We start from the raw sequence: 15,210 nt of genomic DNA, 5'->3' as shown, positions 1-15,210 counted from the left end.
AGCCTCCCCGGTCTGTCCGGGGGAATGGCCTCTGACATTCCCCCGGACAGAGGGGGGAGGGCGCAGCCCGCCCCACGGCGGCGGTCGTTCGGGTCAAGGGGTCGTGGCGGGGAAAAAACGGAAGGTTCGGCGCGCAGCGGTGAAAGCCGTTTTTTTGCCGGCGCGACAAGCGGCTGTGCCGCGCCTGCCCCTTGATCCGAACGGCCGGCGCTGTCATGGGGCGGAAACAGGAACGCGGCCCGGAACGGGCCTCCCCTTCGGGCGCGTAGCGCCCGTTGGACAAGCGATCGTTACCGGGATCGGCGGAGACGGCCGCAAGCCGGCTTCGTGCTTCGCATAGAGCGCGGCCGACCGGAACGGGCGTTGGCCCCTCCCATCCACAATGCTCGATACGAGACGGATTGACTCCAAATGGGAACAAGAACAAATAGGGAACATATGCTCATTCCGAGCAATTATTCCTATGCACGTCACTGTGCGTGGGTAGACTCTGCTCGCCCATTCCAGCGGAGCCGACCCTGCGAAAACTTGACGATATCGAGCGGCTCATCTTGATTTCGTTGGGCTTTCGCCTCGATGGAGCAACAGGCGGGAGCGCGGTCGCCCGGTCGGTGTTATGCCGTTTGCGAGAACCGGCCGCATAGCCGTCATGGTCTGTCCGAGGGACGCAAAAGCCGCCGGCGTCAAGAACGTAGTGTCGATCCAGGAGGTCAAGCAGATTTGTCCCGACCGAAGCGTCGTGCCGCAAAAGCTGGACCTGTCGCAACTGTATCACGACGAGATCGCGGCAAAGGCAAGCTACAAGAACGCGGCTGCTACGGCCAGACGCTTTCCATGGCGCAAATCGAGAGGCTTTGTGGGCGGGCGGGCGTAGCGCAGCGACGCCGCGCCGGGGGAGGGGGCGCGTAGCGCGCGGGACGCGCCGCCGCGATGTGAAACGAGCAGGCGCTGTCCTCTAACGATGAAGAGCATCGGAGAAATCAGCATCGCGCCGCCCGTGGGCGGGATTTCGGGAATTCTCGTCGCGCGAGAGCGGACGGAGCGCAGCCGCAGGAGGCTCAGCATAGCGGCCCGCAGGGCGAGCCGGGACCGACTGCGCCCGCTCGCAGCGCTCCGCTTTTTCTTCGGCGGGCAGGGGTGTTCGAGGGGTGGGGCTTCGGGGCACCCCTCGCCCTGCTCCGCGCCGCTCGATGCGGCAAGGGACAGGCAAACGGCGGAGACGGCCGAAGTCTGGCTCTATGCTTCGCATAGAGCGCACCCAACCGGAACGGGCAGTGCCCCACCAGGATACCGAAGAAAATCACCATCATGGAAAACCGCCCGTTTCCCACGAGGCTCCGGAAAACCCTACAGCGCTGTTGGGGAGCGCGGGTTTCCTCCGCCTGCTCCGCTCGCCTGCGGCTCGCTGCGGCCGCGGCCGCGCCGTCCCACGGCGCTGCGGCTGGAAAACGGGCATCATCACCGGGACACAGGCAGAAAGAAAAGCGCGCGGACAAGCTGCCCTTTGCTTTGCGGCAATGGCAAACCGTCACCACCAGCCAAGCTTACGACCCGCCAAAAAGCCCGCCGCTGCCACAAGAAAGGTCAAGAGAACGGCGGAGATGGCGAAGTAGCCCTCAACACCAACGCTGATGCCGACGACTTCGAGATTGAGCTTGTTGAGGGGCTGCATCGTGTTGGTCCTTTCACCAAAAGAAAACGTGAAAGAACCGGGCTGCTTGCTGCGGAAAATATCACACCACAGAGGCTCGCCAAGGGGGTGTGCGCGCTCGGCGCCGCAAATCGGTCTAGACCGGATAGTGTAAGTCTTTGAATCAAAACGAATCTATTTTTAAGATTCCGCCCTTCCGCTTAAACCTATGAACCTGCGAGGTCCGCTGAAAGGCACAATCGACGCTAGCTACCTCTGTACCAGGATCCGGAAACGCCCGCATCTAGCCAGGCATGGCCGATTTGCGAGGCTTGGGCGGGAAGGGGAGAGCGAGGGGAGGGGAGAGGGCTCCCCTCGAACCGATGCGCGCCCGCTCGATGCGGACGCCATCGGTCAAAAGCGGTCCTGCCCCTCCGAGATGAGGGCGGGGCAGGGGGGAAACTACAGGATGAAACCAAGCTTCTCGGCGATGGAAGGCTCGTAGCGATGGCCCGCCTCCGCCAGAAGCGTAATCATGGCGGCGCGCTCAAGGCCGCGAATCTCATAGCCGCGACTGCGCGCCGCCTCGATGATCCCTTCGAAGGTCGGAAATTCCTCCAGGAGCGTGCCGAGCCAGATTTCCGGCGAGCCGAAATCGTCGTCCGTGTCGAAGCCCTGAAGGAAGAAGGTGCGCAACGGCGGGTCGAATCCGATGACAGCCTCGTCGTCCGTTCTCTCGCCTTTCAGGAGGGTGATCGTATAGCGGCTCATTCGTAGTCCTCGCTTTGCAAATTCCACTCCGTCTTCCACCTCGGATCGTCAAAGGCAGGAACCTCGGCGCTGCCACTCTCGAATTCCTCGATGGCGCTTTCGTGATCGGCCGCATCGACCTCCACGGTGATCCGGCGCTCGGTGCGGAATGTCTGGATAATGGTAACGGCCTGCTTACCCATGGGGGTTTTCCTTCCTCGCTTGGACCAGTGCCTAGAAGGCGAAGGCGGCTTGACCGCTTGCCTGCACATATGAGGCGCTATCGCCCGCCGCATAACGCTCGCGCCCCAGCTCGGACCATTGGAGGAAACCGGCGCGGTCATGGCGAAACCAGCCATCCTCGATACCGAAAATCATTCCCCATGCCACGGCCTCGGCCGACAGGCGGCCGGTATTGATCGGCCAATGCTCCGCGCCCTTTTCCTGACGGCAAAGGCTCGGGGCCGAGAAGGTGCGGATCGTCGCGCTATGTTCGCCGGGTTCTTTCGAACCGACTGCGTCCATGACCTTTCGGGCGTCTGGGATGGAGAGATAGCCGGATGCCTTCTTGTCCTCGTGATGGGAGTAGCGGCACCCGAAGGCGACGGCCTGCATGATGCAATCCCGCTCGGTGAATTCTCGCGTTTCCAGCAATTCGCGCCATTTCCCCGCCATGACCAGATCGACGGCATGCCACCAGCGGGCGGTCGGCCCGGTGGAATAGCCGTGACGGTTCGGCGCGCCGCTGCGCGCGATCTCGAAACCCAGCCGGGTCTCAACATGCCGAACGTAGGGATGATCGGCCAAGAGGGGATGGCGAAGGCCGAGGGTGCGCGGCTGATCGTCATCGGGGCGGCAAACCTCGATTGGAAAGCGGAACATGCGCGACGGCAGGCTCCACGGCGCTGGCATGTCGAAACTTTGCGGGACCGACAGGGAATTGTTGATGTCGAGAAGGGCGAGGTTGGGCGCGAAGCCCTTCTCCACCAGCGCAACGCCGAGCGTGTCGATGTTGGGGGCATCCATGATGACATCCTTGAAATCGTCGTCGAAGGTTTCCCGGTGCGCCGAAGGGGAACGATCCCCCTCGGTCATCAGGTGTTTCGGTGGTGCCATCAGTCCCACGGGATGACCGCCATCAGGTCTTCGTCGTCCTGACCGGGGAAGCGGCCGAGATTGGCATTGAGCCTGCCGTGCCCCGTGCTGACGGAGAGGCTGAGATAGTCGCCGCCGGTCTGGTTCTTTTTCTTCCAGATGCCGCCGACTTCGATGCGCCGACCACGCGGGGACTTGGCAAAAAGGCGGTAGACCGGCGCTTTTGCGTTGGTGCTGGTGAAGGCCTCGCCGGTGATATCGAGGTCGTAAGAGATCGAGGCAATGTTGCCGCTGATCGTGTTGTCTTCGCTGATGCGGATGAAGTTTGCGAGTTCGGTCATGGTCTGTCTCCTGAGTTTACGTTTCCCGAAGGGGAAGCCCCTTTCGGGCGAAGCCTCCCCGGTCTTTCCGGGGGAATGGCCTCTGACATTCCCCCGGACGGAGCGGGGAGGGCGAAAGCCCGCCCTGCGGCGACGGCCGGTCGGGTCAAGGGGTCGTGACGGGGAAAAAACGGAAGGTTCGGCCGCAGGCGGAAAGCCGTTTTTTTGCCGGCGCGACAAGCGGCTGTGCCGCGCCTGCCCCTTGATCCGAACAGCCGGCGCTGTCATGGGGCGGAAACAGAGATGCGGCCCGGCGACGGGCCTCAGTGCCGGGGGCATAGCCACCGACTGGACAAGCGATCATCACCGGGATCGGCGGAGACGGCCGAAGGCTGTCTCCGTGCTCGCATAGAGCGCGGCCGACCGGAACGGGCGGTGGCCCAACTCGCATTTCTGCGAGTTGCCTGCGTCAAACCTGCAGCTACGCTCCGTTCCGACAGGGATTTATCGCTGAAGGAGAAATGCAATGGAGACGGCGCCAACCCTCATCCTCTATACCGTGGCCGCCAAATCGCGCCCTGGCGAACATTGCTGGGACGACCCTTCCGTGCCGCCCTATTTCTACGAGGACAGGGACATGGCGAAGCAGGCCTTGCTGGACTTGCGTGCTCATCTGCAGGCTGGTCGCGATCCCAACGATAGCCCGCTTTGCCTGGAAAGGATCGAAACCGTCCCGATGACGGCCGCGGCGGTCATGGCTTCGCTGAACGATGGTTTTGCCGCCATCGTCAAGGACCGCGCGGTCATCGAGACGATCGGTGAGGGCTAGTTTCACCCTACACAACGCCTCCGACGCCGTCCGAAGTAGCGATCAGTTGAACAGCGTCGGTCTCGGCAGCACCCGTTCGGTCAATGGGCAACCCATCCTGAAGCATGGTCCAGGACGAAAGGTTCAGCTTCATCTCGCAGCGCGAGATAGGAGCCGCCGTCGACAAGAAGGCAGGATGTCTCGCCGCGTTTGAACAAGACGCCGCGATTTCGGCATTTGCAGTTGTGGGCGATCAAGGCCATGATCAGGCCGGCTACGAGCACTTCAAGACGCATGGTCGAGGCTCCAAAAGATAGAGCGTAAGATTACGCCCGCTCAACGGCATCCGGACGGACCGCAACCGCCGCTGACCTATTCTCCGGCTCTCGACCGTGACCAGGGCAGTTGGTGACTGCTTGCAGATTGATTGTAGAATGTCTATTTTACGAGAAATTACGGCGAAATCGCTGGTTCAAACGCATAGGCGACGGTCAAAACCGGTTGACGAGCGAGGCCCATGACACTATGTTGAGAGCTAACAACTAACCCAGCATCCTGAGAGACATGGGCTCCGGGCGGTTGGGGGAAAAAGCCGGCGCAAGCCGGTTTTTTTATGTCTTGGGGGCAAGGAGTGCCGGCGTTAAGAACACGCGTCTATATCGACGGCTACAATCTTTATTACGGCTGCCTGCGCAAGACGGCGTTCAAATGGCTTGACGTCCTGGGCCTGTTCGAGACGCAAATTCTGCCGACAATCCTCTATCGCGCGGCGCCGGAAGCCGATCCGGCAACGATGGCCCTGCATCCGGACTGCGCGATCAAGTATTTCACCGCCAAGATCATCGAGAGTGCTTCCAAGGGCGAGGATTCGGTCTCGTCGCAGGCCCACTATCACAATGCGCTGACGTCGCATTGCGGCGGCCGGCTTTCTTTCGTGATGGGTCACTATTCCCTCTACAAGGCCAACCAGCATATTGTTCCAGCCGACGACCCGAAACGGTGGCCGCGCGATTGCGACAAGATCCAGGTCTGGAAGCTGGAGGAGAAGCAGTCGGATGTGAATCTGGCGCTCCAGCTTTATGATGACGCCCTCAGCGGAGAGATCGACCAGGTGGTGCTCGTCACCAACGATACGGACCTTGCGCCGGCCCTGGAAATGCTGGAGGCGCGTTGCCCGCATATTGTCCGTGGCCTGGTTATACCGACTCGCAAGGTTGGCGCTGGTGGCGACCTCGAGCGGGAAGCCAACGTCTCGCTGGCAAAGCTGGCCCATTGGGTCCGGCGGCATATCACGGAGGACGAACTGCGCGCGTCGCAACTGCCGGATGTCGTCCCTGGCCGACGCCGTGCGAGCATAAAGCCGCATTCATGGTATGCGAAGCCGCACCATCTCGCGACAATGCTGGATATGGCACGCCCGGTGCTGCGCACCGATGGCGAAATCCTGAAATGGGCGCGCCAAGCAAACGCCCATCTCGGCGGTCGGCGGCCGATCGACCTGATTGAGACGGATGCTGGCGCGGTGGAAGTCTTCGACTACATCGACGCCTATATTCGCGGCCAGCTCGACAAGGTGGGCGATCGGGACGGTTTGTCCTCGAAATCCTAATAGCTATGGGCGGGAAGGGAGTTCGAGGGGCGGGGCTTTGGGGCGCCCTTCGTCCTGGACCGCGCCGCTCGATGCGGCGAGGGGCAGGCACACGGCTACAGGAGCTGACCGAACTCGCGGTTTCGCAAATGCAAAGGGACGCCCGACCTTACGGCCAGGCGTCCCTTTAGCAACAATAGATGCGATGCTTACGCCTTCAGCGCGGCCATCCTTTCTCCGAGCAGCCACAGGGCCTTGTTGAGCTTGATATCCTGATCGATGCCGTTGACGGCACGGGAGGTTGCACGGCGCGGCCTGCCGAGATCGTCGCGGCCGACGCCGCGCAAACCACCCTTGATCGCGTTTTCTTGCACCACGTTCCACGTCGTCCACAGATCGTTGGCGCGGTCGTCGTGACGGCGCGGGACAAGCAACTGCTCCGGCTTGATCGGCGTGGTCGTCTCGCCTTCATTGTCTCCGAAGCGGAGAACATGGGCGGCATCTGCCAGAATTCTCGCCTCCTCGGGGTTCATGCGCATGGTCGACCAATCCTGCGGAGCGGCAAGGGTGCGTTCGGCCTCGCCGAGAACGCGATAGGTTCCCTCGATGACCTTGTGCTGCACGTCCCCGGAATGGCGGACCTTGATGGCGTCTATGGTGCCGGTCTGCGTCACGAGGGAATTGAGGCACCGCACCCGGAAAAGCCCGGCCATCAGTTCGTAGGCGCTGGTTCCGTCATTGGCGTTTTTCAGGAGGATTTCGCAAACGGTATCCCCGACATTGTAGACCTTGCCGTCATCGACGCGGCGCATGCGAATAAGGTGCTTGGTGAAATCGGCCTTGCCTTCGGTGCGGCTGCGCGACTGCTTGGCACCGACCGGCATGAAACCTTCGTTCATGAGGCCGCGCAGCACCTCGATGGTCGGGATGGGTTTGAAACGCTCGGACCGGCTCTCATGGGCGGTCACGGCAAAGATCGACGGCGCGATGCGGCGCATTTCGGTTTCGGTCAGGGCGCGGCCGGTGTCGAAACGGGCGGTCTCGGTGTAGATGCTCATTTTCTGTCTCCTGTTTTTCCCGTTTCCCGAGGGGGAAGCCCCCTTGGGCGAAGCCTCCCCGGTCTTTCCGGGGGAATGGCCTCTGACATTCCCCCGGACGGAGCGGGGAGGGCGCAGCCCGCCCTGCGGCGACGGTCGGTCGGGTCAAGGGGTCGTGACGGGGAAAAAACGGAAGGTTCGGCCGCAGGCGGAAAGCCGTTTTTTTGCCGGCGCGACAAGCGGCTGTGCCGCGCCTGCCCCTTGATCCGAACGGCCGGCGCTGTCATGGGGCGGAAACAGAGATATGGCCCGGTCGGGCCTCAGTGCCGGGGGCATAGCCACCGAGTGGACAAGCGATCGTCACCGGGATCGGCGGAGACGGCCGCAGGCCGGCTTCGTGCTTCGCATAGAGCGCGGCCGACCGGAACGGGCGGTGGCCGACAAATTGTGGTCAGGATGGTTTCTTCGAGAGGAGATTAAAGAGCTGCGCGATGACGTCGGTGGTGTAAACCTGTTCCCCGTCCCGCTCGTAGCTGGAATTCGAGATCCGGGACTCGACATAGACGAGATCGCCCGGCCCGACATTTTCTTCGATCCACTCGGCCTGCTTCCTGTCGAGGATCGTCACCTGTGCCCAGTCGGTGGCGGTTTTTCGATCGCCGTCGGCCTGCCATTCGCGATTGGTGGCGATGTTCACCTTTAGCACATTCTTGAGCTTTATGATGTTGCCGACGTGGCCGAGCAGGGTGTGACGGTTGACAGTCCGCATGGATTTAAACCTTCCTTAACCGCTGAAATCCGGTTATTTGTGCAACTCGAACCAATGCCGCTCGGTTTGGCCAAGGGTGTCATTCTTGATGTCGAAGAAGTAAGGCTCTGACCTGAGCGGTCGAGACATGGAGACCGTTTGTATGCAGCTCCGCTGCCGATCAGAGTTATAAAGACCGTGCGTATTGCCCTGGCAAACGTTGACTGTCTTGACGCACAGATCGCCTTCCCTGGCGAAGCCGTTGCGGTCCCTGCTGCTCCCGACCTGATAGCCCTCCGGGCACTCCGCATATCTCTGATAGCCCGGCTCTCCCGTTCCGCCTTCCGGGCAGGTCGGCCAGTCGAAGCCCGGTTTCTTCATCGCGGAGATCAGCCGGTTCATCGGCGGATGGCAAGCCGGTACACCCCTCCAGGACGGGTTGGAAGACGAAGCACACAACAGAACCTCGCAGCCCCATTCGCTCACTGTAGCGGGCGTGGGCAGCATGACGACCGCCAGGAGGATCCCGGCGATGACGTTGGCAGGCGAGGCTTTGGCTGACATCGGCAACTCTCTCATCAAAAACACGAACGAGTAAATTATAGTTTATTCTATGGCACCGAGCAAACGCAAGAAGGCCGATACAGACCTTGGGACGATGATCCTGCGAAACATGGCGATCGTCATGGAGCGTGAGCGGGAGAAGCGCGGCCTGACAAAGAAGGAGCTGGTGAAGCTTTGTGAGATCACAACGCCCTATTATTTCCAGATTCTCGATGCGACGGCGAATCCATCCCTTCAGGTCATCACGCGGATAAGCACCAATCTGAAGGTGCCTCTGCAAGACCTGATGCTTGGTATGAAATCGGACGACAGTTGAGTCTTGTGGATACGTCCAATTCGGACGTCGCGACGATTTCGTTGCGCATAACGTAAATTATATTTTATCGTCATCCCTGCATGTTCACGGCCGAACCTGACGTTCGAGCCAACTGAAGGATGGCGAATCTTGAAGTATCGACTGATCTCGGTGCTGGTGGTGATGGCACCTACCGCATGGGCTGCGGACAATCCGATGTGGCGTAGCGGCTTCACCTGGTCCTGCACTTATTCCTCGGTCATCCGATGCGAACGGGCAACCGATTGCGAGTCGAGCGGGGGGGGCGGCAAGATCGAAATGGCATATCGCGAGAATCTACTGATTGACGCCGAGGGAAAGCCCCATCCGATCAAGCGCCACTACGTCCAGACTGTCGCCGGCAGTCCGATCGGCAGTGAGGTGAAAATCGAACTCGATACAAACGAGGTCATCTGGCTGTCACCGGCCGATGCGGCGGGGACATTTTCCGACAACTGGATCGGCGCGATGCTTTCGCCGAAGGCTGGTGTCATCGTGCAGGAGCTTCGACCACTGATTTGCAAGCCCGCGAAATAGAGTGCGATCTGGTAGGGCCTGTTGACTTCTTCCGGTAGTCGCAATCCGCAATTGGGCCAGCCAACGCCGGCCGCGAGCTTTATTCTTTCGAAACAACCCAATTGTAGACACATAATTTTATGTGCTACACTCATTAAATCATGGGTGATCGGCGCTGTGACATACGACGACTTCATCACGGAGCTGAATAAGGCAGGACTGACCGTCCGGCGCTTTGCGGAACTTATGGGCATGCAGCCGAACTCGGTATCGAACAACAAGAGAAGTGGTGAGATACCCGTGCATCTTGCCGTAATTGCCAGTCTTCTCGCCGAACTGTCGAGCCGGAATATCGATTACGGTCCAATTTTCGAGCGTCTCGAACCCGCCAGGAAGAAGCCGCGCGGTGCAGCAAAGTCCGGCAAGTTCGCCGGCGACCCGCAAGGGGTACTGGAGTTGGACAAGTGAGCGGCTGTGCAGTCCACAAGGTCGTATCGTTCTTGATTTGTTCTAATTTGTACGATAGGAATGCCCACCGCATGAGCCTAGAGGAGGTGAAGCATGGCTGACGGCTTCGCCTCGCATTGGAGAGAGGCGCTCGCTCTTCAGCGCCGGGTAGCTCCCGAATTTTACACCGCCGCCGCGGAAGTCGAGCCAGGCCCGCATAGGGACGCGATCTGCTTCGCTTTGACCGATCTCGGTCTCGCCGGCGTCTTCTGCATCGAGGGCGTGCCGACTGTCGGATTTCTGAACGAGCCCGACGTACCGCTTGCGCGGATCGACGAACTGCACCGGATACTCTGGAACCAGGGCCTGATGAGCCTGCTGCTCGTCCTCAAGGAGGACGAACTTGTCGCCTATTCCCTTGTTCAGAGGCCGTTCGAACGCCAGGAGGGTCAGCGATCCGATCCCCGCGTAATCACGACGCTATCGCTTCTCTCGGACGCGCTGAAGCTCCGTGAACTCATCGATGCCACGGAATCCGGCCGCTTCTGGTTCGAGAACGACACGTTTTTTGACCCGGACGATCGCGTTGATAGCGTATTGCTGTCGAACCTGCTGGAGGCATTTCGCGATATGCGCGAAGACCTCGGCGGCGAAGCCGCCCAAGCGCTGCTGATGCAGACGATGTTCATTGCGTATCTGGAAGATCGCAAGATCATCAAGGAGAATGTGTTCCGGGAGTCATCCAACAAGATGTGCTCCAGCCTCGCAGAGATGCTGGAGGCGGATACACCCGCCTATTTTGAATCGCTGTTCACCTGGCTGAAGGGGGCGTTCAACGGTAACCTCTTCAACGCCCCCTGCGCATTCGAGACAGGCGATGCGCCACCGCCGAAACTAGCGGTGCGGCACTTGCGAACGCTGGCCAGCTTCCGGCATGGACGCGAAGAAATGGCGTCCGGTCAGCTTCGCCTGTGGGGTTATGATTTCCGGTATATGTCGATCGGGCTCATCAGCGCGGTCTATGACCGCTTCCTGAAGGAAGAGGCCGAGAAGAAGAGCGCTGACGGTGCATTTTATACCCCGATGTTTCTGGCCGACGTCGTCGTCAACCAGCTCTGGGACGAGCTGTCTGATGACCAACGGGCGAAAGGCATCTTCTGCGATCCGGCATGCGGGTCGGGAATATTTCTTGTGCGACTGTTCCAGCGCCTGGTCGCATACCATTGCCGGGTGAACAACAAGCGTCATGCGGCATGGGGCGATCTAAAGTCCATCGCGCGACGCCTCCATGGCGGCGACATCAACGCCTCCGCCGTGCGGGTGGCAGCATTCTCCCTCTACATAGCGCTGCTTGAACAATCCAACCCGCCCGACCTTCCCGCTCTCCTGAAGGCTGGAAAGCTGCTGCCATCGCTCTATGGCGATACTCTGCTCCCGGCGTCCGACTTCTTTGCGGCTGCGGATGTGCCGAAGTTCGATGCCATCATCGGGAATCCGCCCTGGAAGGGGCGGAGCGGTCAGGTCACGACCGCCCAGACATGGGCAAAAGGCAATGGCTACCCTGATCCTGCCAAGGATATCGCCTGGGGCTTCGTCTGGAAGGCCTTGAAAGTCGTCAAGTCCGACGGGCTGGTCGCGCTTCTGTTGCCGGCGATGGGTGTTTTGCACAACACCTCGAAAGAGGCTCAGGACGCGCGGCGGCGACTTCTTCGCGATACCCGCGTGCGGCGGATCTTGAACCTGTCAGACCTCTGCTTTCAGTTGTTCGATGGAGCGCAGCGCCCTACCGCGTTCGTTCTCTATGCACCCTCGACGGGAGACCAGCCTCCCTATCGCTTCGAATATTGGGTGCCAAAAGCCGATCTCAATCTACGCCTCAAGCGCGTAATGACTTTGTCGCGCGCGGACCGTCTGCGCTTTCGGTCGGATCTGGTCGGTGCTGATCCGACGCTATTCAAGCGCCGGCTATGGACCCGTGGGCCGGATGAAACACTGCTTCAGTATTTGAAGACGATCCCAGCCCTGAGCAAACTCATCAAGGAATACAAAGACGTCCGAAAGGCCCACGGCACCGTCGATCGGGCCACGGACTGGGTTATCGGGCAAGGGTTCAAGCCCGCTCAGGAAGACCGGCTGAACGATCCTACCTACGACACGATAACGGCGGAGATCGTCACCCGTTTCCCGTATCTGAACGCCCGCGCATTTCGACCAATCGCCCTTGCGAAGGTCGAAACAGATTCATGGGCAACATCACTTGTCCATCGTGCAGGATTCACGGAAGGATTCGCAGGCCCGCATATCCTCATCCCGCAAGGCGTTGAGCGTTCCGTCGGCCGCGTCCGCGCGTCCTATTGTGAGCAAAGCTTAGTATTCCAGCATTCCATTCAGGCCATCGCTTTTCCCGATGCTGAAAAGCGCTCGGCGAAGGTGCTCACCGCTGTCCTGAATAGCAGCCTAGCGGCCTGGGTGTATTTCCACGATACCGCCAATCTCGGCGCGGATCGCGCCAAGGTTCATCAAAGTGAGCTGTTGAAGCTGCCATTCGATGTGCCGGCGAATATGCCCGATCCGGCAAGGGCTACGGTCGCGGAGGAGAAGATCGTCCAACTGATCGATCGGGAGGTCGAGAAGACAAACGCATTGCTTTCTGTGCAATCCGATCCTCTCGATGACATCGATCGACTGATCTACGACTATTACGGCCTAGACGCGCACGACGTCGCGCTGATCGAGGACACGTTCAAGTACATCATCCCGGCCATGCAACCCCGCCGTAGCGCCGGTCTGCAGAAGATCTGGGCCAACAGCGGGTATGAGCATCGCGCGGAATATGCCGCCACGCTTCGCGCTGCCCTTGCGCCCTGCTTCCGGCAACCGATCCACGCTTCGCTCGCAGCTAGGTCTGGCGATGTCGCCGTCCTGAAACTGACGCTTTCGTCCACAGACGATGAATACAGGGAAGACCTGTCTCCCGAGGTCGGGCCGTTTCTTCAATCGATCCAGGCCAGCTTGCCTGTTCGCCTGCCAGGAAATGTGCAGGTCGTGCCAGACCTTCGCTTCGTGATCGGCAGCGAGATGTATCTCGTCAAGCCGATGCAACTTCGGCATTGGCTAAGATCGACGGCCTTGTCGGACGCGGAGCAGATCGCGGCCGAGTTCAATGCTGTCGTTGCGCGCCACAGCCAAACCGGTGGTCAACATGCTGGCCGGTGATCTGAACGCTTGGCTCCCCCAGTTCCGCGGACATGAAGAGCGCGTCGCCGAGGCAGTCGAGGCCGCATGGCCCATTTGCATCGCGCCGCTTCAGTCCAAAAAGAATACGCTGACGCACGAGGATCACATCACTGAGCACCTCGTTTACGCGTTGATCCGAACGAAGCTGGTGCCGGGGCGTATTATTTATCAGTATCCTCTGCTTGCGGCGGATTCAGATGGCAACGTATCGGCACCAAGCAATATCGACTTCGTTCTGACGATCGGCGACGATGAGGACGTCTATCTGGCTTGCGAATGCAAACGGCTCAACGTTCCGTACCATACAGGGGTGCGTGCCTTGGTCGGCGAATATGTCGATCAAGGGCTGATGCGGTTCGTGACCGGCCAGTATTCCCGTGGGCTGCCATTGGCGATGATGCTTGGCTACGTGATGAACGCGAAATCGGATCGGGCAAGGCGTGGTGTCAGGAGAATTATGGCACTTCGCTCGACCACCATCGGGCTCCAGTCCGAACGGGATGCTCCGAATGCAGACGGCCGGCCCGTTCGTTTTCATACGACGCACGCTTGTGCGCCAGGGCATGTCATCGAAGTGGCTCACACTCTCTTAGCTTGGCCCTAACGAAAACAAGGAACGCCAGATCGGTTACAGCGACATTGGCAACGCGCACAGCAATCGACTGGCTGCATTTGTTTATTCCACGTACATCGCATTACCGAATATTTGAATGAAATCTTTCGCCCACAATATTGGCCATCGAGGGGATGGGAACCATGGCAATCGATAGACTGGACAAAATACCACTACTTTATCACTTTACAGACCGGAGGAACCTCCCAGTAATCAAAGAAATGGGAGGGCTTTACCCGCTATCGCAACTTAACCAAAAGAACGTCAAGGTGCCCGCTCCCGGCGGCAATGAGTGGAGCAGAGATGCAGACGCCTTGAAAGGAATGGGGAATTACGTTCACCTCTGCTTTCGCAACACCCATCCCATGGAGTTCGTTGCACGTCAGGAGGCGAGAATTACGGATACCATCTTCCTCCAAATTCACCCCTCAGTTATCCAATTGGAAGGTGTTCGATTTACCAACGATGTAGCCAACAAGGCAGGCGTCGAATCTGTCGCAATCACAGATGCAGAAGCGCTCATTGACTTCGAAATCCTGTATACTCGAACAGATTGGAAAGACCCAGAGATCCGAGCGCGCCTCTCACAAGCGGAAAAGTATGAGGTGTTAGTCCCGCATGTCATTCCACTCGCTTATATAAGGAATATCTAAGCATGGCAGAGCGACCTATCTTCATTCCCACGACCGAGGAAGATGGCTACGTCAGGCGGATTGATTTTGAAATCCAATGGGCGGGAGGGTTCGCAGAGGTCCAAAAGAAGAAGAACATCCGTTCGTTGCACGCAGCCGCAAGGAAGTGTGGATATGAGCCACTATTAGAGGTCTCGAGTAAATCGGACGAGGTGGCCGGTCGGCATCTCAGCGCCTTTCATCTTCGCGTCATGACCACTGTGGGGGATATGCCGTTGGAGAACGCCTTTCAGGGAAGCAAGATATTTGAGCACGGCGGTCCGTTTACGGATCTCTATGGTTTCGAGCCAAGGGAGGCAAAACGCGATCCACGCCTTCGCGGTTCCGGTGCGCTTATAGGTTTTAGATTCGACGGTTTTGACTTTCCATTGAAACCAACGACGGTGTTCTATGATTGGCTCTACCTTAATGCGATTTTTCCGCACCGAGTTTGGCTGAAAAACCGAGTGGACGGTGAAAAGCAGTACGCGGGCTTCACCGATATCGAATTCAATCCAGGGAAATCGGTGAACTGTCAGGCGAAATCGTGCGCCTTGTTTGTATCCTTAATGCGTGAGGGCAAGCTGGAGCAATACTTGGATACGCCCACAGCTTTCATTGCTGCAATGTCTGCGCATTCCTCGCGCTCCATGGATGATCAATCTAACGTCAGGCAATCCCGTTTTCACGTCGGGTAGGCGATCTTACAGATCGATGCCGGTAGAGAGCGCGAGTTCGATGCGGAACATTAACTCTTTGTACGTTACGTTATAACTGTGGCGGATGAGTTGGAATGTCCGACGGTTTGCAAAGTAGAAATGTCCGACTGGTCACCACACGGCACACCGACCA

Annotated in this window: 18 protein-coding genes and 1 pseudogene; 10 read left to right on the top strand and 9 right to left on the bottom strand. The window is 59.3% G+C overall.

Annotated features, from left to right (window positions below; genetic code table 11):
• Positions 1-607: 607 nt before the first annotated feature.
• Positions 608-874 (top strand): annotated as a pseudogene (locus AC1Q6Z_RS30995) (Y-family DNA polymerase); the annotation flags it as partial.
• Between the two features lie 654 nt (positions 875-1,528).
• On the opposite strand, the gene AC1Q6Z_RS30990 reads toward AC1Q6Z_RS30995, so the two are convergent.
• From AC1Q6Z_RS30990 to AC1Q6Z_RS30970, 5 genes are all read right to left on the bottom strand, one after another.
• Positions 1,529-1,672 carry a hypothetical protein gene (locus AC1Q6Z_RS30990; RefSeq protein WP_492650220.1) on the bottom strand — a complete coding sequence of 48 codons (144 nt, stop codon included), beginning with the start codon at positions 1,670-1,672 and terminating at the stop codon, positions 1,529-1,531.
• A gap of 420 nt (positions 1,673-2,092) precedes the next feature.
• A complete protein-coding gene (locus tag AC1Q6Z_RS30985; RefSeq protein ID WP_492650219.1) occupies positions 2,093-2,401 on the bottom strand; it encodes a hypothetical protein in 309 nt (102 codons plus the stop codon).
• Positions 2,398-2,583, bottom strand: a complete 186-nt coding sequence (locus AC1Q6Z_RS30980; protein WP_492650218.1) for a hypothetical protein — start codon at positions 2,581-2,583, stop codon at positions 2,398-2,400. Before AC1Q6Z_RS30980 ends, AC1Q6Z_RS30985 begins: the two co-directional genes overlap by 4 nt.
• Before the next feature lie 31 nt (positions 2,584-2,614).
• Positions 2,615-3,496 (bottom strand): hypothetical protein, encoded by an 882-nt coding sequence (locus AC1Q6Z_RS30975; protein ID WP_492650217.1) that lies wholly within the window; start codon positions 3,494-3,496, stop codon positions 2,615-2,617.
• Positions 3,496-3,816: a DUF736 domain-containing protein gene (locus AC1Q6Z_RS30970; protein ID WP_492650216.1), complete on the bottom strand. Its 321-nt coding sequence runs from the start codon at positions 3,814-3,816 to the stop codon at positions 3,496-3,498. Before AC1Q6Z_RS30970 ends, AC1Q6Z_RS30975 begins: the two co-directional genes overlap by 1 nt.
• Before the next feature lie 505 nt (positions 3,817-4,321).
• Here AC1Q6Z_RS30970 and AC1Q6Z_RS30965 point away from each other — a divergent pair.
• Positions 4,322-4,624 carry a hypothetical protein gene (locus tag AC1Q6Z_RS30965; protein ID WP_492650215.1) on the top strand — a complete coding sequence of 101 codons (303 nt, stop codon included), beginning with the start codon at positions 4,322-4,324 and terminating at the stop codon, positions 4,622-4,624.
• An 80-nt stretch (positions 4,625-4,704) separates the two neighbouring features.
• On the opposite strand, the gene AC1Q6Z_RS30960 is transcribed toward AC1Q6Z_RS30965, so the two are convergent.
• Complete coding sequence (locus tag AC1Q6Z_RS30960) at positions 4,705-4,899, bottom strand: hypothetical protein (protein WP_492650214.1); 195 nt, start codon at positions 4,897-4,899, stop codon at positions 4,705-4,707.
• 335 nt (positions 4,900-5,234) lie between these two features.
• On the opposite strand from AC1Q6Z_RS30960, the gene AC1Q6Z_RS30955 reads away from it, so the two are divergent.
• Positions 5,235-6,212 carry an antitoxin Xre/MbcA/ParS toxin-binding domain-containing protein gene (locus AC1Q6Z_RS30955; protein ID WP_492650213.1) on the top strand — a complete coding sequence of 326 codons (978 nt, stop codon included), beginning with the start codon at positions 5,235-5,237 and terminating at the stop codon, positions 6,210-6,212.
• A 188-nt stretch (positions 6,213-6,400) separates the two neighbouring features.
• Here the strand turns inward: AC1Q6Z_RS30955 and AC1Q6Z_RS30950 are convergent, their stop codons facing one another.
• The 3 genes from AC1Q6Z_RS30950 to AC1Q6Z_RS30940 all read right to left on the bottom strand — a co-directional run bounded on the left by AC1Q6Z_RS30950 (position 6,401) and on the right by AC1Q6Z_RS30940 (position 8,540).
• Positions 6,401-7,249 carry a DUF932 domain-containing protein gene (locus AC1Q6Z_RS30950; protein ID WP_492650212.1) on the bottom strand — a complete coding sequence of 283 codons (849 nt, stop codon included), beginning with the start codon at positions 7,247-7,249 and terminating at the stop codon, positions 6,401-6,403.
• 430 nt (positions 7,250-7,679) lie between these two features.
• Entirely contained in the window at positions 7,680-7,997 is a 318-nt protein-coding gene (locus AC1Q6Z_RS30945; protein ID WP_226923643.1) for a single-stranded DNA-binding protein, read from the bottom strand.
• 33 nt (positions 7,998-8,030) lie between these two features.
• Positions 8,031-8,540, bottom strand: a complete 510-nt coding sequence (locus AC1Q6Z_RS30940) for a hypothetical protein (protein ID WP_492650211.1) — start codon at positions 8,538-8,540, stop codon at positions 8,031-8,033.
• A gap of 109 nt (positions 8,541-8,649) precedes the next feature.
• On the opposite strand from AC1Q6Z_RS30940, the gene AC1Q6Z_RS30935 reads away from it, so the two are divergent.
• The 7 genes from AC1Q6Z_RS30935 (at position 8,650) to AC1Q6Z_RS30905 (ending at position 15,056) form a co-directional block, all read left to right on the top strand.
• Positions 8,650-8,856, top strand: coding sequence for a helix-turn-helix domain-containing protein (locus tag AC1Q6Z_RS30935; RefSeq protein ID WP_492650210.1), 207 nt, complete (start codon positions 8,650-8,652; stop codon positions 8,854-8,856).
• A 129-nt stretch (positions 8,857-8,985) separates the two neighbouring features.
• Positions 8,986-9,411, top strand: coding sequence for a hypothetical protein (locus AC1Q6Z_RS30930; RefSeq protein WP_492650209.1), 426 nt, complete (start codon positions 8,986-8,988; stop codon positions 9,409-9,411).
• A 156-nt stretch (positions 9,412-9,567) separates the two neighbouring features.
• A complete protein-coding gene (locus tag AC1Q6Z_RS30925) occupies positions 9,568-9,858 on the top strand; it encodes an XRE family transcriptional regulator (RefSeq protein WP_492650208.1) in 291 nt (96 codons plus the stop codon).
• Between the two features lie 93 nt (positions 9,859-9,951).
• On the top strand, positions 9,952-13,053 hold the full coding sequence (locus AC1Q6Z_RS30920) for an HsdM family class I SAM-dependent methyltransferase (RefSeq protein ID WP_492650207.1): 3,102 nt from the start codon (positions 9,952-9,954) through the stop codon (positions 13,051-13,053).
• The gene (locus AC1Q6Z_RS30915; RefSeq protein WP_492650206.1) at positions 13,001-13,678 is read left to right on the top strand and encodes a hypothetical protein; all 678 of its coding nucleotides are present in this window, start codon (positions 13,001-13,003) and stop codon (positions 13,676-13,678) included. Before AC1Q6Z_RS30920 ends, AC1Q6Z_RS30915 begins: the two co-directional genes overlap by 53 nt.
• Positions 13,679-13,830: 152 nt before the next feature.
• The gene (locus AC1Q6Z_RS30910) at positions 13,831-14,340 is read left to right on the top strand and encodes a DarT ssDNA thymidine ADP-ribosyltransferase family protein (RefSeq protein WP_492650205.1); all 510 of its coding nucleotides are present in this window, start codon (positions 13,831-13,833) and stop codon (positions 14,338-14,340) included.
• A 2-nt stretch (positions 14,341-14,342) separates the two neighbouring features.
• Positions 14,343-15,056, top strand: a complete 714-nt coding sequence (locus tag AC1Q6Z_RS30905) for a DarT1-associated NADAR antitoxin family protein (RefSeq protein ID WP_492650204.1) — start codon at positions 14,343-14,345, stop codon at positions 15,054-15,056.
• Positions 15,057-15,210: the final 154 nt, after the last annotated feature.

It is taken from the genome of Shinella sp. GW835-FHT14H05, assembly GCF_058793575.1.
This window is presented reverse-complemented; position numbering and strand designations above follow the sequence as displayed.